The sequence below is a fragment of the Oceanobacillus manasiensis genome, assembly GCF_000724085.1.
Classification (GTDB): domain Bacteria; phylum Bacillota; class Bacilli; order Bacillales; family Amphibacillaceae; genus Oceanobacillus_B; species Oceanobacillus_B manasiensis.
The window spans coordinates 454,916-469,592 of sequence record NZ_CCDL010000002.1 but is presented as its reverse complement, the minus strand read 5'-3'; the positions used below and the strand labels follow the sequence as shown (position 1 = coordinate 469,592).

Annotated in this window: 15 protein-coding genes; 1 reads left to right on the top strand and 14 read right to left on the bottom strand. The window is 37.4% G+C overall.

All coding sequences use genetic code 11. The features are described 5' to 3' along the window. Positions 1–36: 36 nt before the first annotated feature. The 13 genes from nth to BN985_RS11525 all read right to left on the bottom strand — a co-directional run bounded on the left by nth (position 37) and on the right by BN985_RS11525 (position 12,720). The gene (nth, locus tag BN985_RS11585; protein ID WP_042223617.1) at positions 37–699 is read right to left on the bottom strand and encodes an endonuclease III; all 663 of its coding nucleotides are present in this window, start codon (positions 697–699) and stop codon (positions 37–39) included. A gap of 3 nt (positions 700–702) precedes the next feature. Beyond that, positions 703–1,392, bottom strand: a complete 690-nt coding sequence (locus BN985_RS11580; RefSeq protein WP_042223616.1) for a DnaD domain-containing protein — start codon at positions 1,390–1,392, stop codon at positions 703–705. Between the two features lie 170 nt (positions 1,393–1,562). Next, positions 1,563–2,855 (bottom strand): asparagine--tRNA ligase, encoded by a 1,293-nt coding sequence (asnS, locus tag BN985_RS11575; RefSeq protein ID WP_042223615.1) that lies wholly within the window; start codon positions 2,853–2,855, stop codon positions 1,563–1,565. A 17-nt stretch (positions 2,856–2,872) separates the two neighbouring features. Continuing rightward, a complete protein-coding gene (locus BN985_RS11570; RefSeq protein ID WP_042223614.1) occupies positions 2,873–4,057 on the bottom strand; it encodes a pyridoxal phosphate-dependent aminotransferase in 1,185 nt (394 codons plus the stop codon). Positions 4,058–4,073: 16 nt separating this feature from the next. Beyond that, a complete protein-coding gene (locus BN985_RS11565; protein ID WP_052360676.1) occupies positions 4,074–4,544 on the bottom strand; it encodes a cell wall elongation regulator TseB-like domain-containing protein in 471 nt (156 codons plus the stop codon). Between the two features lie 25 nt (positions 4,545–4,569). Next, positions 4,570–4,740: a YpmA family protein gene (locus BN985_RS11560; RefSeq protein WP_084157533.1), complete on the bottom strand. Its 171-nt coding sequence runs from the start codon at positions 4,738–4,740 to the stop codon at positions 4,570–4,572. A gap of 250 nt (positions 4,741–4,990) precedes the next feature. Continuing rightward, positions 4,991–7,795, bottom strand: a complete 2,805-nt coding sequence (gene dinG, locus BN985_RS11555) for an ATP-dependent DNA helicase DinG (protein WP_042223612.1) — start codon at positions 7,793–7,795, stop codon at positions 4,991–4,993. Between the two features lie 67 nt (positions 7,796–7,862). Beyond that, complete coding sequence (locus BN985_RS11550; protein WP_042223611.1) at positions 7,863–8,846, bottom strand: biotin--[acetyl-CoA-carboxylase] ligase; 984 nt, start codon at positions 8,844–8,846, stop codon at positions 7,863–7,865. Further along, positions 8,822–10,024, bottom strand: a complete 1,203-nt coding sequence (locus tag BN985_RS11545) for a CCA tRNA nucleotidyltransferase (RefSeq protein ID WP_042223610.1) — start codon at positions 10,022–10,024, stop codon at positions 8,822–8,824. Before BN985_RS11545 ends, BN985_RS11550 begins: the two co-directional genes overlap by 25 nt. Before the next feature lie 17 nt (positions 10,025–10,041). Then, complete coding sequence (bshA, locus tag BN985_RS11540; RefSeq protein WP_042223609.1) at positions 10,042–11,163, bottom strand: N-acetyl-alpha-D-glucosaminyl L-malate synthase BshA; 1,122 nt, start codon at positions 11,161–11,163, stop codon at positions 10,042–10,044. Further along, positions 11,160–11,582: a methylglyoxal synthase gene (gene mgsA / locus BN985_RS11535; RefSeq protein ID WP_042223608.1), complete on the bottom strand. Its 423-nt coding sequence runs from the start codon at positions 11,580–11,582 to the stop codon at positions 11,160–11,162. Before mgsA ends, bshA begins: the two co-directional genes overlap by 4 nt. Before the next feature lie 11 nt (positions 11,583–11,593). Continuing rightward, positions 11,594–12,385, bottom strand: a complete 792-nt coding sequence (dapB, locus tag BN985_RS11530) for a 4-hydroxy-tetrahydrodipicolinate reductase (protein WP_042223607.1) — start codon at positions 12,383–12,385, stop codon at positions 11,594–11,596. Between the two features lie 35 nt (positions 12,386–12,420). Further along, a complete protein-coding gene (locus BN985_RS11525; RefSeq protein WP_042223606.1) occupies positions 12,421–12,720 on the bottom strand; it encodes a nucleotide pyrophosphohydrolase in 300 nt (99 codons plus the stop codon). 278 nt (positions 12,721–12,998) lie between these two features. Here BN985_RS11525 and BN985_RS11520 point away from each other — a divergent pair, with 278 nt between their 5' ends. Beyond that, a complete protein-coding gene (locus BN985_RS11520; RefSeq protein ID WP_198030000.1) occupies positions 12,999–13,874 on the top strand; it encodes a YitT family protein in 876 nt (291 codons plus the stop codon). 85 nt (positions 13,875–13,959) lie between these two features. Here the strand turns inward: BN985_RS11520 and BN985_RS11515 are convergent, their stop codons facing one another. Next, positions 13,960–14,646 carry a zinc metallopeptidase gene (locus BN985_RS11515; protein ID WP_042223605.1) on the bottom strand — a complete coding sequence of 229 codons (687 nt, stop codon included), beginning with the start codon at positions 14,644–14,646 and terminating at the stop codon, positions 13,960–13,962. Positions 14,647–14,677 lie beyond the last annotated feature (31 nt).

Here is a 14,677-nt window from a genome sequence, read left to right as displayed (position 1 = left end):
TTCTATTTCAAGCTAAAAAAAGAGGTAAACGCGATTCTATGCGTTTACCTCTTTTTCTTTCTTTATTCGTTTCTGACCTTCTCTACAGAGATCAAGTAACGGACATGTATGGCACTCAGGATTACGTGCTTTGCAGTGATATCTGCCGAAGAAAATTAATCGGTGATGGGTATCCGTCCATTCTTCTATAGGTACTTTTCGCATTAACGTCTCCTCTACCTGCACTACAGAATCCTTCCACCTGCATATTCCTAATCGTTTAGATACTCTTTCTACATGGGTATCAACCGCAATGGCAGGCTCGTTAAATGCAACGGAAGCCACTACATTCGCTGTTTTACGGCCAACACCTGCTAGTTTTTCTAGCTCTGCTTTTGTTCTCGGAACTTCCCCACCATATTCTTCAATTAAAACATCACACAGTTTGCGAATATTTTTGGCTTTATTACGATACAAACCAATGGAACGTATGTCTTGCTGTAGTTCTTCAAGTGATACGGCTAAATAGTCCTCTGGTGTTTTATATTTTTTGAAAAGCTCCGCTGTAACTTTATTCACGAGTACATCTGTACATTGCGCAGATAACAACACGGCAATAACGAGTTCAAAAGGATTTTTATGAGTTAATTCACATGCAGCTTCTGGAAACATTTTTGTAATTTCATCAAGACAAAAACGAATCTGTTTCTTATTTAGCATTGGCTAATCCTCCCCTTCCAGCCAATTATAGTAAAAGGATGTATCACGTTTGGTACGAGGGATTTCTTGTTTAGTAGTCTGATTACCGTGGAATTTTTTACTTGCATCTCTTGCTTGCTCTACGGAATGAATCCCCTTCTTTTGCCATTCTCTTAAAATACGGTCGATATACTTAAAATTCAACTTGCCCATAAGAACCGATTCTCTTAAGGCTGCTTTTATTAAAGATGGAGCCTGCTTGTCTTCATCAAGCCACCCATTAATCGTTTCGATTTCAAAAGGAGATAATGGTCTACCAAATTCTTGCTCAAAAAGGATGAATAACGTGCCATCTGTGGATTCCTCTTCCTTTTTAGCTTCCTTTTCACTGTATAACGTTTCCCACAATTCATTTAAAGAATAAACTTCGCTAATTTTTTCTGTAGCTAAACCGGTATCCTGCTCAATGACAAGTATTCCCTTTTGAATAAACTTACGCAATATATTGGAGCACTCTTTTTCATCCATTGTCAAATTAGCGGAAAGTTCAGCTGGTGTGGGAAATCCAATGCCCTTTTGTTGAAATTGTTGAATTTGTAAAATTAACATAACATCTCTTTCATCAAGCCCTAACGTTTGGAAGGATGTTATAAGTTTTATCGGAATATGAATCTGATCCAATAAAATTTGTTGAATCTGTAAAGATTTTTTCATAGTAGCACCTCAATTATAATTATAGCACGACACTGTGAGAAAATACTCGAATAACTCTGCGATATTACATTGCTCTTTTGTGGGTTTAAAAATGATACTTCATAGTGGAACAAAAATCCCTTGCACTGTACTAGGCAAGGGATTTTATACTCTTAAATTCAATCAAACAATTATGGATACAAACGATTTAGTAAGCGTGGAAACGGAATAGTCTCACGTACATGGTCGACACCCGATAACCAAGCTACCGTTCTTTCTAAGCCAAGCCCGAAGCCTGAGTGTGGAACACTACCGTACTGGCGAAGCTCTAAATACCATTTATAAGCCTGTCCAGTTAAACCGTGCTCTTCATATCTCTTCTGCATTAACTCTAGATCATCGATACGCTGTGAACCACCAATAATCTCCCCGTACCCTTCTGGAGCAATTAAATCTGCACATAAGACGACATCTGAACGATCAGGATGTGGTTTCATATAAAAGGCCTTAATATCTTTTGGATAGTTTGTAATGAAAACTGGCTTATCAAAGCTTTCTGCTATTGCCGTTTCATGTGGAGCTCCAAAGTCTTCGCCCCACTCAATATCTGTAAATCCTTTTTCTTGAAGTAATTTAATTGCATCATCATAAGAGATTCTTGGAAACGGAGCTTTAATGGCTTCCAACTTGGATGTGTCCCTCTCGAGAACATCCAACTCTAATTTACAGTTCTCTAACACATTTTGTGCAATGAAGCTTACATATTGCTCTTGTATTTCTAAGCTTTCCTCATGATCTACAAAAGCCATTTCTGGTTCGATCATCCAAAATTCAATAAGATGTCTTCTCGTTTTCGATTTTTCTGCACGGAAGGTTGGTCCAAATGAGAATACTTTTCCAAATGCCATCGCTGCAGCTTCCATGTAAAGTTGTCCACTTTGTGACAAGTATGCCTCTTCATCAAAATACTTTGTATGGAATAGCTCTGTTGTTCCTTCTGCGGAAGATCCAGTAAGGATTGGTGGATCTATTTTTACATAGTCATTTTCATTGAAAAATTGGTATGTGGAACGAATTATTTCATTACGAATTTTCATAACAGCATGCTGGCGCTTTGAACGAAGCCACAAATGCCTGTGATCCATAAGAAATTCTGTACCATGTTCTTTTGGTGTAATGGGATAATCTGTTGCTTCGTGAATTAATTCAATGTCACTTACTTGCATTTCATATCCAAAGGGTGACCTTGTATCTTCCACTATCTTACCAGTTATGTACATGGAAGATTCCTGTGTTATATTTTTAGCGAGCTGAAAAGCTTCCTCGCTGACATCGTTTTTTACAACGACACCTTGAATAAAACCTGTCCCGTCACGTAACTGTAAAAATGCAATTTTACCGCTGGAACGTTTGTTCGACAACCATGCTCCGATGGTAACCGTTTGTTCATTATTTTTTGGTGCTTGCGAAATGGTTATTTTCACTTTCCTACCTCCTGCAACTATGATTGGTGTTTTAAAACAAATTGTTTAATTCTTTCAGCTGCTTCCTCAAGTGCTTCTGTTGAAGTAGCATAAGACAACCTAATATTATCCTCTGAGCCAAATCCAGAGCCAGGTACAACTGCAACCTTTTCCTCTTCTAATAATGCTGCTACCCAATCATCTACATTAGCATAGCCACAATTGCTTGCAGCTTCCTTCACATTAGGAAACAAATAAAAGGCACCTTTAGGCTTAATACATGTAATTCCAGGTATTTCAATTAATAAACCGTGTAACATATCTAATCGTTCTGCAAATACTCTTTTCATCTCATCTAATGTGTCTTCACTCTGCTCATAAGCTGCCAAAGCTGCATATTGAGCAACAGAAGTTGGGTTCGATGTTGAATGGGAAGCAAGATTTGTCATAGCCTTAATAATTTCCAAAGGACCAGCAGCGTATCCAATTCTCCATCCTGTCATAGAGTGTGATTTACTTACACCATTAATAACAATGGTATTTTCAAATAATCTTTTAGACAACTGGGCAACTGAAACATGCTTATCACTTGTATAAATAAGTTTTTCATAGATCTCATCAGATACAATAAGAACATCGTGCTTAAGGCAAATATCTCCTAAGGCCTGCAATTCTTCCTGTGAATACATCATTCCTGTAGGATTGCTTGGAGAATTAATAATAACCGCTTTTGTTTTATCAGTAATTGCTGCCTCTAGTTCTTGTGGCGTCATTTTGAAATGGTTGTCTTCCCTAGCGGTTACAATAACTGGGTTCCCTCCTGCTAACTTAACTTGCTCTGGATAGCTTACCCAATATGGTGCTGGGACGATAACTTCATCATCTTCGTCTAATAACACTTGGAATAATGTATATAAAGCATGTTTAGCTCCTGTGGTTACAATGATCTGGTCTGAACTGTAACCAAGTTGATTATCCGCCTGAAACTTATTAACGATGGCTTCTTTTAATTCTGGAACCCCTCCAGATGGCGTATATTTTGTTCTGCCATCCTTCATGGCCTTAATAGCACCATCAAGAATATATTGAGGTGTATTAAAGTCAGGCTCTCCAGCTCCAAGCCCAATTACATCATGTCCTTGTTGTTTTAATTCTTTCGCCTTTGCCGTAATGGCAAGAGTGGATGATGGTGATAATGTTTTTACTCTTTTCGCTAAGTTCATTCACTTTTACACCTTTCTATTTAAACATTTGTTTTAATCGATATTGTTCATACTGGCTACCATCTTCAATGGCATAATAGTCTAGTACATATCGATCTGAAGCATCACGATAGGTGATTTCCCATAACACTTTTTCATCAACAATACCTGGTACAATCTTAATAAATTTACAATCTGTACACCTGCTACTCCACTCTTGTAGCATATTCTCTTCACTTACCATTTCATCTTCGTTCATGGTTGTTAAAGTCTTCTCATTGCCCTCTAAAGGATAAAAGACAAGTCTTCCCTCATTTTTTTCGGTTTTTCCAAATACGACGTGGTAACTCTCTGCCCCATTAAAAGTGACAACTTTTTCAATTTCCGTCACGGATGTAGCAGATAAGACTTGTTTTTTTGTTGTTTCATATCCGGCAGTTCGACTCTCGTTTATGTCATGATACAAAAATGCAGCATAAATCCCTATTGCAATTACCACAATGCCCACTAGCAGCAAGCTCCATTTTAGCCAGCTAGGTTTTGTATATGGTGAAAATTGCCTGATTCTCATCATTTTCATCCAAGGTTAAGCCGAACATTAAATCATTTTCTTTAAGCGTACGATTTAATGAATCGACAATTTTATAAAGATCTGATGAATATTGGAGCTTGACTGTAGACAGTGTTTGTATTTTATTATCCATCTTTTCCCCTCCAGTTAAAGAACTGCTTTTTTTATCAAAATTTGTTAGACATAGCGAAGGGCTTCTTGCTTATACTATAGATATATTGATGTAAGATAAAGCACAATTACAGTATACCAAGTAAGCGAACAATTGTGTTTTGTTTTATTGAATTCAATAAATTAATTCCAACCTATACCATACCATCTTTCCTACTGATGCACAATTGACGCATCAGTAGTTTTTTTACAACCTAATAATAGGACAAGTGTTAAAACCAGTCCTCGGCTTTTCGCATTAAACGTTGTGTGGTATCTTTCGTTAATGGGATCTCAGGAATAGAGTCTAGAAAGTACTTGCCATAGCGTGCGTTGATGATTCGAGAATCACAAACGAAAACAATTCCTCTATCTGTGTTCGAACGTATTAGTCGGCCAAATCCTTGTTTAAAGCGAATAACTGCATTTGGTAATGATAATTCCATAAACGCATTCTTTCCATCTTCTTTTAAGTTTGCAGATTTAGCTTCAAATATAGGATGGTCAGGTGGCTGAAATGGTAGTCGGACGATTACCAAACTAGACAAGTCATCTCCAGGTATATCAACACCTTCCCAGAACGAATTTGTTCCAAGTAATATAGATTGGTCAAAAGTTTGGAAGTTCTTTTTTAGCCTACTCCTACTCCCACTTGATATCCCTTGCGCTATTAAAGCATAGGTGGATGTGTCCAATATCTCTTTCAATAGGTAGTATGATTTCTTTAACATGTCATAGGAAGTGAACAGAACAAGCATTCGCCCGCTTGTGATTTCGGCAAGTGAATAGATAGCCTCACAGGTGGCATAAATGAATTCGTCTTGATTGCCATGTTTAATATCAGGAAAATCAGTCGGTATCATAAGCTGCACCTGATCTTTATATGAAAAAGGAGATGGAATTTTCTTTGTTTCTACCCTTGCATCTTCATCTTCTAGTCCTAATCGTTTTTTTATAAATGCAAAAGAGTTTTTCATCGTAAGAGTAGCGCTAGTTAAAATGACGCTTTCCTTTTTTGCAAAGAAATCATTGGAAAGATAGCTAGATATATCTGTGGGCTCACTATATATATAAACAGCATTTTTAGCTCCATATGTTTCCACTTCTATCCATTTAACATGCATTGGCGAATCTTTGGTTATAAAGAGGCTTTCCAAGTGGTCCATATATATTTGCAGTTGCTCAATATACTGCTGAACTTCATTTTTATCATGTTTATCCTGGTATTCTTTCTCTAGTATCTGATCTAGCCTTGCTAAAATAAAAATCAGGTCGCGGAGGAAAAACATTAATCGATTTGTCATTTCCAGTATAGTATCCCATTTTGCAGTATCTTCCTTACTGTTCTCAAATCGATATTGCGTCCGCCCGATATCACTTAGTGACTTTTGATGCTTATTTTGTTCGGCAACATACTGGAAAATACCACGGAATAAATCATCGGTTTCATACTTTGCATCGATTATAAGGTCGTCCCACTTATCAATAAATTCCTCTTCTATATATTCTCTGTACCTTGTTATTAAATGACCAATAAACTTTGGATCGTTGGTCTCCCCTATTTGATTAAGAGTGTATTGCATATTCATATAATCAAGTTTGAGGCCATAATGCTTGGAAGTTGTTTCCTCAAAATGGTGTGCTTCATCAATAATTACTTTTTCATAACTAGGCAATAGCTGATAATCACGAAACATGTCAGTTGCAAGGAGAGCATGATTAGTAATCACAACATCAGCTTGCTGAGCAGCTTTTCTTGCTTTTTGGTAATAGGATCTTAAAAACCATGGAGATTGTGGATCCACACTGGCTTCTGTATCTGTAGAAATACGTTTGAAGAACAAATAGCCACTAGAAGGTAATTGAACCTCGTCGATATCTCCAGTTGTCGTTTCGGTCAACCAGACTAAGATCATAGCTTTCGTTAGTGTAATATCATAATTATCCTTTTCTGTGGATGAAAGCTCCCTCTCGAATTTCTCTAGGCTAATATAATGGCTTTTACCTTTTAATAATGCCACTTTAAAATGAAAAGGAAGAAGGTTACGTACAAGTGGCATTTCCTCGTCCAATAGCTGTGTTTGTAACTGTGTGGTAAAGGTACTTATAACCAATCGTTGATCTGTTTTAACAGCCTCAAAAATTGCAGGGAGTATGTAAGCTAATGATTTTCCTGTACCAGTCTCTGCCTCTATTAAGGCATGGCTTTTAGATTCAAATGCATTATAAATGACTTCTGACATCTCACGCTGGCCTGCTCTTTTTTCATATCGCGACATTTGCTGAGAAAGTGATCCCCCATCTTCATAGATTGCATCTAAAAAATCCCCATAGGAACCTAATTCAGATGGAGGGAGTTGCTTTACTTCCCTAATTTTTTTATATGCCATTCCTTGGAAAGTCTCTATCTCAGGATTCTCATCAGTTGAAAAGGCGAGAACACTTTCTCTAGCTGCAAGTAATTCATATAGATCTGATTTAAACATTTTTTCTAGACGAATTAAATGTGATATCGTCTCATAAGGAAGACTACCGAGTTTTTCCCGTAACTTTAAGAAAAGCTTGGCAGTCACATAGGCGTCAGACAATGCCCTATGTGGGTCCTCATGTTGAATTCCCAAATACTCTGCAAGTTGACCTAATTTATAGCTAGGAGCTTTAGGATAAAGTATACGAGCCAGCTCTACCGTATCTAAAACTGGGTTTGTAAGAATTTCCATACCTACCGCGGCAAATTCCGCATTAAGAAACCCCATATCAAACGGGACATTGTGTGCAATTAAGTAACTATTCTCAAATAAGGCAGCAATTTCTTCTGCCCTTTGGTCAAAAGTTGGTGCATCTTGAACATCCTCGTCCTTAATACCTGTCAGACTTGATATAAATTCTGGAATAGATTTACCTGGATTGAGGAAGGTGCCATAGCTATCAACTATTTCGTCTTGTTCAATAACCACAATACCTACCTCAATAATTCTATCTCTTTTTACTGCTGAATGGCCGGTAGTTTCTAGGTCGATTACGACAAAACGTTCCACTCGACCACCTCACTTTCCCTCTAACTGTCTTTGCCTTATTTTCCGTACAGTATAAGACTATTTATTATTATTCCACAAACCAATCAATTTCAGCTGAATAAATTTTCTCTGTTTTTCCTTTTGTTGGTTCTATCAATAGTGCACCATCTTCAGCAATGCCTGTAAAAATGGCATTCTTTTGTTTATTCCCACTATGTAAAGAAATTTTTTCACCAATTCTAAACCCATAGTTTTCCCATTTTGTCTTTACACTTGGAAAACCGTTCTCTAAAAAAGCATTGTATTCTTTTTCAAGTGCTTCAAGAATTTGTTGCACTAATTCTACGATCGGCCATTCTTTCTCTGTTTCCATTTTTAAGGAAGTTGCCTTGTAATGAATGGAGTCTGGTATTTCTGTATTTTCCTGATTTACATTTAATCCAATACCTACTACGACGTATTGAATCCTGTCCTGTTCAGCCTGCATCTCTGTCAGAATCCCGGCAACTTTTTTATTTTGAATAAGAATGTCATTAGGCCACTTTATCTTAGGTTTTAATGTATCATGTTGATCAAGCACCTCAGCTATGGCAGTTGCTGTCATTAGAGTTAGCTGAGGAGCAATATATGGGGGTAATTCCGGTCGTAAAATGATACTCATCCATATACCTTTTCCTTTTTCGGAATGCCAAACACGATCCATTCTTCCTCTGCCATTGGATTGTTCATCAGCTATGACGACTGTTCCATGTGGTGTATTTTCGCGTGCTGCTTGATGTGCAACATGTTGTGTTGAGGTGACTATTGGTTTATGGATAATTTCTTTCCCCATCCATGATGTGTTAAGACCCCATTTTAGAGTATTGGCACTTACATTTTCAGAAAATTGTTTAATTCTATACCCCGTTTTAGGTTTTGCCTCGATAACATACCCATCTTTTTCAAGTTCTTTCATGTGCTTCCAAATAGCAGTTCTGGAAATATGTAATTGATCAGAAAGCTGCTGACCAGAAATATAGTTTTCTTTCGCGTCTGCAAGCAATCTAATTAACTTATTTCTGGTGGATTCCATTTCAACCATTCCTTTATTTTTTCTTTGTCATTGGTCAATTCCTTTATTACCACAAGGTATTCTACTTCAATGAGTATTTTTTGCATCCAAGGCCCCTTCGCAATTTGAGGAAATAGCTCTATTAAATCATTTCCATTAAAGCAAAGCTGCTGCCGAGACATGATGGGCAAGTCGTCTTCCATATTATACATCTCCTGCAAAGATGGTACAGCTTGGCAGGAAAGAGCCACTAATACACGAATAAACCCCTCATACAACTCACCTGGCAATTTATAGACAATCCAGTTTTGTATCCCAGATTCTTGAAACTCCCTTACTGCTTCAACAAGCTTTATGGTATCACGTTTCGTTTGATTGGAGGCCTTCCATTCTCTTATCCAAGTCATAATGCTAACAGTCGGATCTAGCAAATGAAAAAACGCGAACATTTCTGCAAGAGTAAATAAAGGCTTTTGCTCCCTCTGAAGTGCATCTATCATAGCAGGCTTTTGCTTTAGAACAGGGAGATTTTTATGAAGCCCAGTTAATTGTAATTCCTTTATAGCATCCGCAATGTAATTGCCAGCGAAAAACTTTTCCATTTCCATGGCTATACGCTCTACAGCAATGGTATTTACTTCTCTTCTTAAAGTTTTGATCTGTTTTTGGGTCTCTGAATCAAGTGTAAAACCAAGTTGACTTGCAAAACGCAATGCTCGAACCATCCGTAATGGATCCTCTTTAAACCGATCATAACCATTCCCCACTGTACGAATAACTTTATCACTTATATCTTCTCGGCCTTGATACAAATCAATGACTTTTCCTTTTTTATCCATTGCCATCGCATTAATTGTAAAATCTCGCCTTTTTAAATCCTTGTCGATTTTACTAATAAATGCTACATGATCAGGATGTCTACTATCTGAATAAGTGCCGTCGATACGAAAGGTCGTCACCTCATAGGATGTTTGTTGGTGACGGACGATTACAGTTCCATGTTCGATTCCTACTGGGATGACCTTATCAAATATCTTCTGAATGAATTGTGGGGTTGCAGATGTGGCGATATCCACATCCCTAATTTCTCTCCCAAGTAAGTAATCACGAACACATCCACCAACAAAATACGCTTCATGGCCGTGTTCCTCGATGTGATTTAGTACAGCTATTGCTTCTTTAAATGGACTGTCAAGCATCTTATCACCACTATTGTTTAATTTAATACTCTACTATAAAGTTCCAAATACTGTTGGAGAATGCGATCTGAGTTAAAATACTCTTTTGCTCTTTGAAGTGCATTTTGCGAAAACTGTTCTAACTTCACTTCATCTTGTAACAATGCAATTCCAAGCTCAGCAGCTCTCTCTGTATTACCGAGTTCTACGATGTAGCCTGTCTCATTATTATTGACCACTTCTGGTATGCCACCTACATTTGTTGCAATACAAGGAACTTCACAAGCCATCGCTTCTAAAAGAACCAACCCAAAGCTTTCTTTTTCAGATAAAAGAAGTTTAAGGTCAGATATCGACAAGAGATCACGAATATTTTTTTGTTTACCTAGAAACAAGACCTGATCTTCTATATCCAATTTTTTTACCAAATGAACTGCATTGGTATATTCAGGCCCGTCCCCAATCAAAAGCAATTTGCTCTTAACAGATGTTTGAATTTGATAGAAAGTCTTAATAACATCTTCCAGACGTTTTACTTTTCGAAAATTGGAGATATGAACTACTACTTTTTCTTCAGGTTTAATCCCATATTGTTCTTTTAAATGCGGCATATTTTGTTTATAGTAATCATTCTCATTCACAAAGTTATAAATCACTTCAATTTCTTTATTTACTTGTAGCATTTCCTCTGTTTGTCTTACCAAATCTGCAGAAACAGCTGTAACAGCATCAGATTGTTCGATGCCATGCTTAATCATTTTCTGGAACGTATTATCTATTCCCAAAACCGTTATATCAGTACCATGCAGTGTAGTGACAATCTTTACATCATGCTCAGCGATATCTCTAGCAAGAATAGCACAAACAGCATGTGGCATAGCGTAATGTACGTGTAGGATATCTAGCTTCTCTCTGTCTATCACCTCTGCCATTTTTGTTGCCAATGCGAGATCGTAAGGAGGATATTGAAAAACAGGATAATGATTTAGTTCTACTTCATGATAAAAAATATTTGGATATACTTTATTTAAACGGAATGGCAAACTTGATGTGATAAAGTGGATTTCATGCCCTTCCTCCGCCAAGCGTATCCCAAGTTCTGTGGCAATAACACCAGATCCACCTACAGTGGGATAGCAGGTAATTCCTATCTTCTTCATCCCTGTTTTTCCTCTTCCTCTCTCTGGTTAATAATTTTTCTCCAGTCTAAGTCTCCTTGATCTAGCCCTCGAATAAAGATTTCAGCAGCTGCTATATTAGTGGCCAAAGGGATTTGATGGACATCACAAAGACGCATAAGTGCACTAACATCTGGCTCATGGGGTTGGGCAGTTAATGGATCTCTAAAGAAAATAACCATATCCATGTCGTTATTTGCGATCATCGCGCCGATCTGCTGGTCTCCTCCAAGAGGTCCAGATTGAAATAAGTGAACAGGTAAACCGGTTGCTTCTGTAATTTTACTTCCAGTTGTTCCAGTCGCAAATAAATTATGTTCTTTAAGAATGGAAGTATAAGCAATGGTAAATCCTATTATTTCTTGTTTTTTCTTATCATGTGCAATTAGAGCTATATTCATCGTTTTTCCCCCTATAAGACATTTTCCAATCCATATATAACTTCCTGCATTTCCATAACTTTGTCTGCTGCTAGTTTAACGCCATCCATGAAAGATGCACGGTTAAGCGAGTCATGCTTGATCGTTAAGGTTTGACCAGGGCTTCCAAAAATAACCTCTTGATGTGCAACTAAACCTGGTAAGCGGACACTATGTATTCGCATTCCATCATAGTCTGCTCCCCTTGCTCCAGGATAGGTCTCTTTCTCGTTTGCATGTCCTTGCTGTTTATATTCACGAGATTCCTTTATCATTTCAGCTGTTTTTACAGCAGTCCCAGAGGGAGCATCCAGCTTATTATCATGATGCTTTTCAATTATGTCGACATCTTGAAAATATTGTGCAGCTAATTGGGAAAACTTCATCATTAAGACAGCGCCAATTGCAAAATTGGGAGCAATAATACATCCTATATTTCTCTCACTAGCCAGCCACTTTAGCTCATCAATTTGTTCCTCAGTAAAGCCTGTAGTACCAACAACTGGGCGAATTCCATGCTCCATTGCTGCTTTTGTATGCCTGTACCCTTGTTCAGGAATAGTTAATTCAATTAATATGTCTGCATCGACCTGACCGAAACACTCTTGGGCATCTTCAAAAATGGGCACATCTAATGCAGGCAACCCGTCTACGTCTTTTAGCCTCTTACCGTTATTTTTACGATCAATACAAGCAACCAATTGCATATCGTCCTGTGATTGAACAAGTTTTACTGCTTCAGAGCCCATTTTACCACGTGGGCCTGCGATAATTATTTTCTTCATAGTCTGTTTCCTCCCTAACTGGTAACCTAAGTTGTTTACTTTTTTGTCCAGCGATCTTTATCTCTTGTCTCTATTTTTGTAAGTGACATATTGAATGCCTCTGATAAATCAATATCTAGTGAATTAGCAAAACAGGAAAGTACAAATAAAATATCCCCTAACTCGTCTTCTACTGTCTTTGCCTGTTCGCTATCCTTCTTTGGCTTTTCCCCATAATAGTGGTTAACTTCACGTGCTAGTTCTCCCACTTCTTCGGAGAGTCTTGCCATTAAACTCAATGGAGAGAAATAGCCCTCTTTAAATTGGGAAATATAATCATCGACACGTTTTTGCATTTCTTTTGTGGTATAGTCATTTGTATGAATATTAAAAACCCCTTTAGCATTATCCTATCTAACATGTTAGCTAATAGGGTATGATTTGACAAACTTTTTACTCTGACTTACCTTATTTAGGGCATTGATATAAAGTGAAACTGCATTTGTTGAAAGTTCCTTAACTGTTAGGTGAACGAATTAAATCATTATTGGGAGTTATTCCAATTGAATTGGAGTCTTATTGCTAATTATGTTGGAAGAAATTTAATATTAAAGATTAAAGAGAGGAGTTGTACATGTTGTTTGGATTAAAGATAAAAAATATACTATTCATCTTATTAGGGTCTGCTATATTTTCTTTTGGAATCGTACATTTTAATATGCAAAACAACTTAGGTGAAGGTGGGTTTACAGGTATTACCCTTCTTCTATACTTTATATGGGGATGGGATCCTGCTATTACAAATATATTATTAAATATCCCATTATTTTTTATAGGATGGAAGTTTCTTGGACGTAATACGTTTCTTTACACTATTATCGGAACATCTGCTGTCTCTGTGTTTCTAAGCATCTTCCAGGCATATCAATTTCAAATTGGACTTCAGAATGATATGACGCTTGTAGCTTTGTTTGCTGGAGTGTTTATCGGTGTAGGACTCGGCATTATTTTTAGATTTGGTGGTACTACTGGTGGTGTAGATATCATCGCTCGGCTTGTTAATAAATATATCGGCTGGAGTATGGGCCGTACAATGTTTCTTTTTGACTTTGTCGTTATTGCGACTTCGGTTTTCGCTATTCTGGATCTTGTTGAGGGAATGTACACTCTCGTCGCAGTATATGTCGGTGCAAGGGTTATTGACTTTATTCAAGAAGGTGCCTATTCAGCAAAAGGGACTACTATTATTTCAAGTCAAAGTGAGGCAATTGCAGAAAAAATACTTAAGGAAATGGATCGTGGTGTTACAGTCTTGGATGGCCGAGGCAGTTTTTCAGGAGAGAAAAGAGACGTGCTATATTGTGTCGTTGCAAGGAACGAAATAGTCAGGTTAAAATCTATAATTAATTCTATTGATCCCCATGCTTTCGTAGCAGTTAGTACTGTCCATGATGTATTAGGCGAAGGATTTACATTAGATGAAAATAAAAATCCTTTAAATGATGATTAAAAAAGAAAAGCCTAGCGGTCGTATTAATGGCCGCTAGGCTTTTTAGTGGTTGGAAAACATATTCGTGTCGTGCTATAAGCTTATTTTAATCTCTTGAAGCTGCATACATAAGAATGAAACGAAGAAGCTCAGCTACAGCTACAAGTGCAGCAGCTACGTATGTCATAGCGGCAGCATTTAATACTTTTTTGGTTTCCCGCTCTTCATTATTTCGAATAATTCCTGTCGAAACAAGCTGTCCCATCGCTCGATTAGAAGCATCAAATTCAACTGGCAATGTTACAAGCTGGAACAAAACAGCTGCTGCCATAAAAATAATCCCGAATAGAAACAGTTCCATCATACCAGTAAAGAAACCTATTAGGATTAAAAAGAACGATAAATTTGATCCCAGGCTGGCTACAGGTACAAGTGCACTTCTAAATTTTAAAAACGCATATTCCTGTTCATCTTGAATAGCATGTCCCACTTCATGAGCAGCTACTGCAGCAGCTGCCATTGAAGGACTATGGAAGTTACCTGAAGATAAGCGAACTACTTTCTTGCGAGGATCATAGTGGTCTGATAGCATTCCTTTGGTCTCTTGAATGGAAACATTATATAATCCATTATCATCTAATATTTTTCTTGCAACCTGTGCTCCAGTCATCCCAGAGGAAGTTGCTTTATTTGAATACTTTTTGTACGTACTTTTAACTTTTGATTGTGCCCATAATGGGATAATCATAATGAGCGCAAGGTAAATGAGATACCCACCAAGCCCGCCAAACATTCTACATTCCTCCATGTTTTGTAAAGTAATT

Bases quoted from the DNA above. Each gene is read 5' to 3' on its own strand.
- nth (WP_042223617.1), bottom strand. From the start codon at position 699: ATGCTAAATAAGAAACAGATTCGTTTTTGTCTTGATGAAATTACAAAA.
- BN985_RS11580 (WP_042223616.1), bottom strand. From the start codon at position 1,392: ATGAAAAAATCTTTACAGATTCAACAAATTTTATTGGATCAGATTCAT.
- BN985_RS11570 (WP_042223614.1), bottom strand. From the start codon at position 4,057: ATGAACTTAGCGAAAAGAGTAAAAACATTATCACCATCATCCACTCTT.
- BN985_RS11560 (WP_084157533.1), bottom strand. From the start codon at position 4,740: ATGGATAATAAAATACAAACACTGTCTACAGTCAAGCTCCAATATTCA.
- BN985_RS11550 (WP_042223611.1), bottom strand. From the start codon at position 8,846: ATGGAATCCACCAGAAATAAGTTAATTAGATTGCTTGCAGACGCGAAA.
- BN985_RS11545 (WP_042223610.1), bottom strand. From the start codon at position 10,024: ATGCTTGACAGTCCATTTAAAGAAGCAATAGCTGTACTAAATCACATC.
- bshA (WP_042223609.1), bottom strand. From the start codon at position 11,163: ATGAAGAAGATAGGAATTACCTGCTATCCCACTGTAGGTGGATCTGGT.
- mgsA (WP_042223608.1), bottom strand. From the start codon at position 11,582: ATGAATATAGCTCTAATTGCACATGATAAGAAAAAACAAGAAATAATA.
- dapB (WP_042223607.1), bottom strand. From the start codon at position 12,385: ATGAAGAAAATAATTATCGCAGGCCCACGTGGTAAAATGGGCTCTGAA.
- BN985_RS11525 (WP_042223606.1), bottom strand. From the start codon at position 12,720: ATGCAAAAACGTGTCGATGATTATATTTCCCAATTTAAAGAGGGCTAT.
- BN985_RS11520 (WP_198030000.1), top strand. From the start codon at position 12,999: ATGTTGTTTGGATTAAAGATAAAAAATATACTATTCATCTTATTAGGG.
- BN985_RS11515 (WP_042223605.1), bottom strand. From the start codon at position 14,646: ATGTTTGGCGGGCTTGGTGGGTATCTCATTTACCTTGCGCTCATTATG.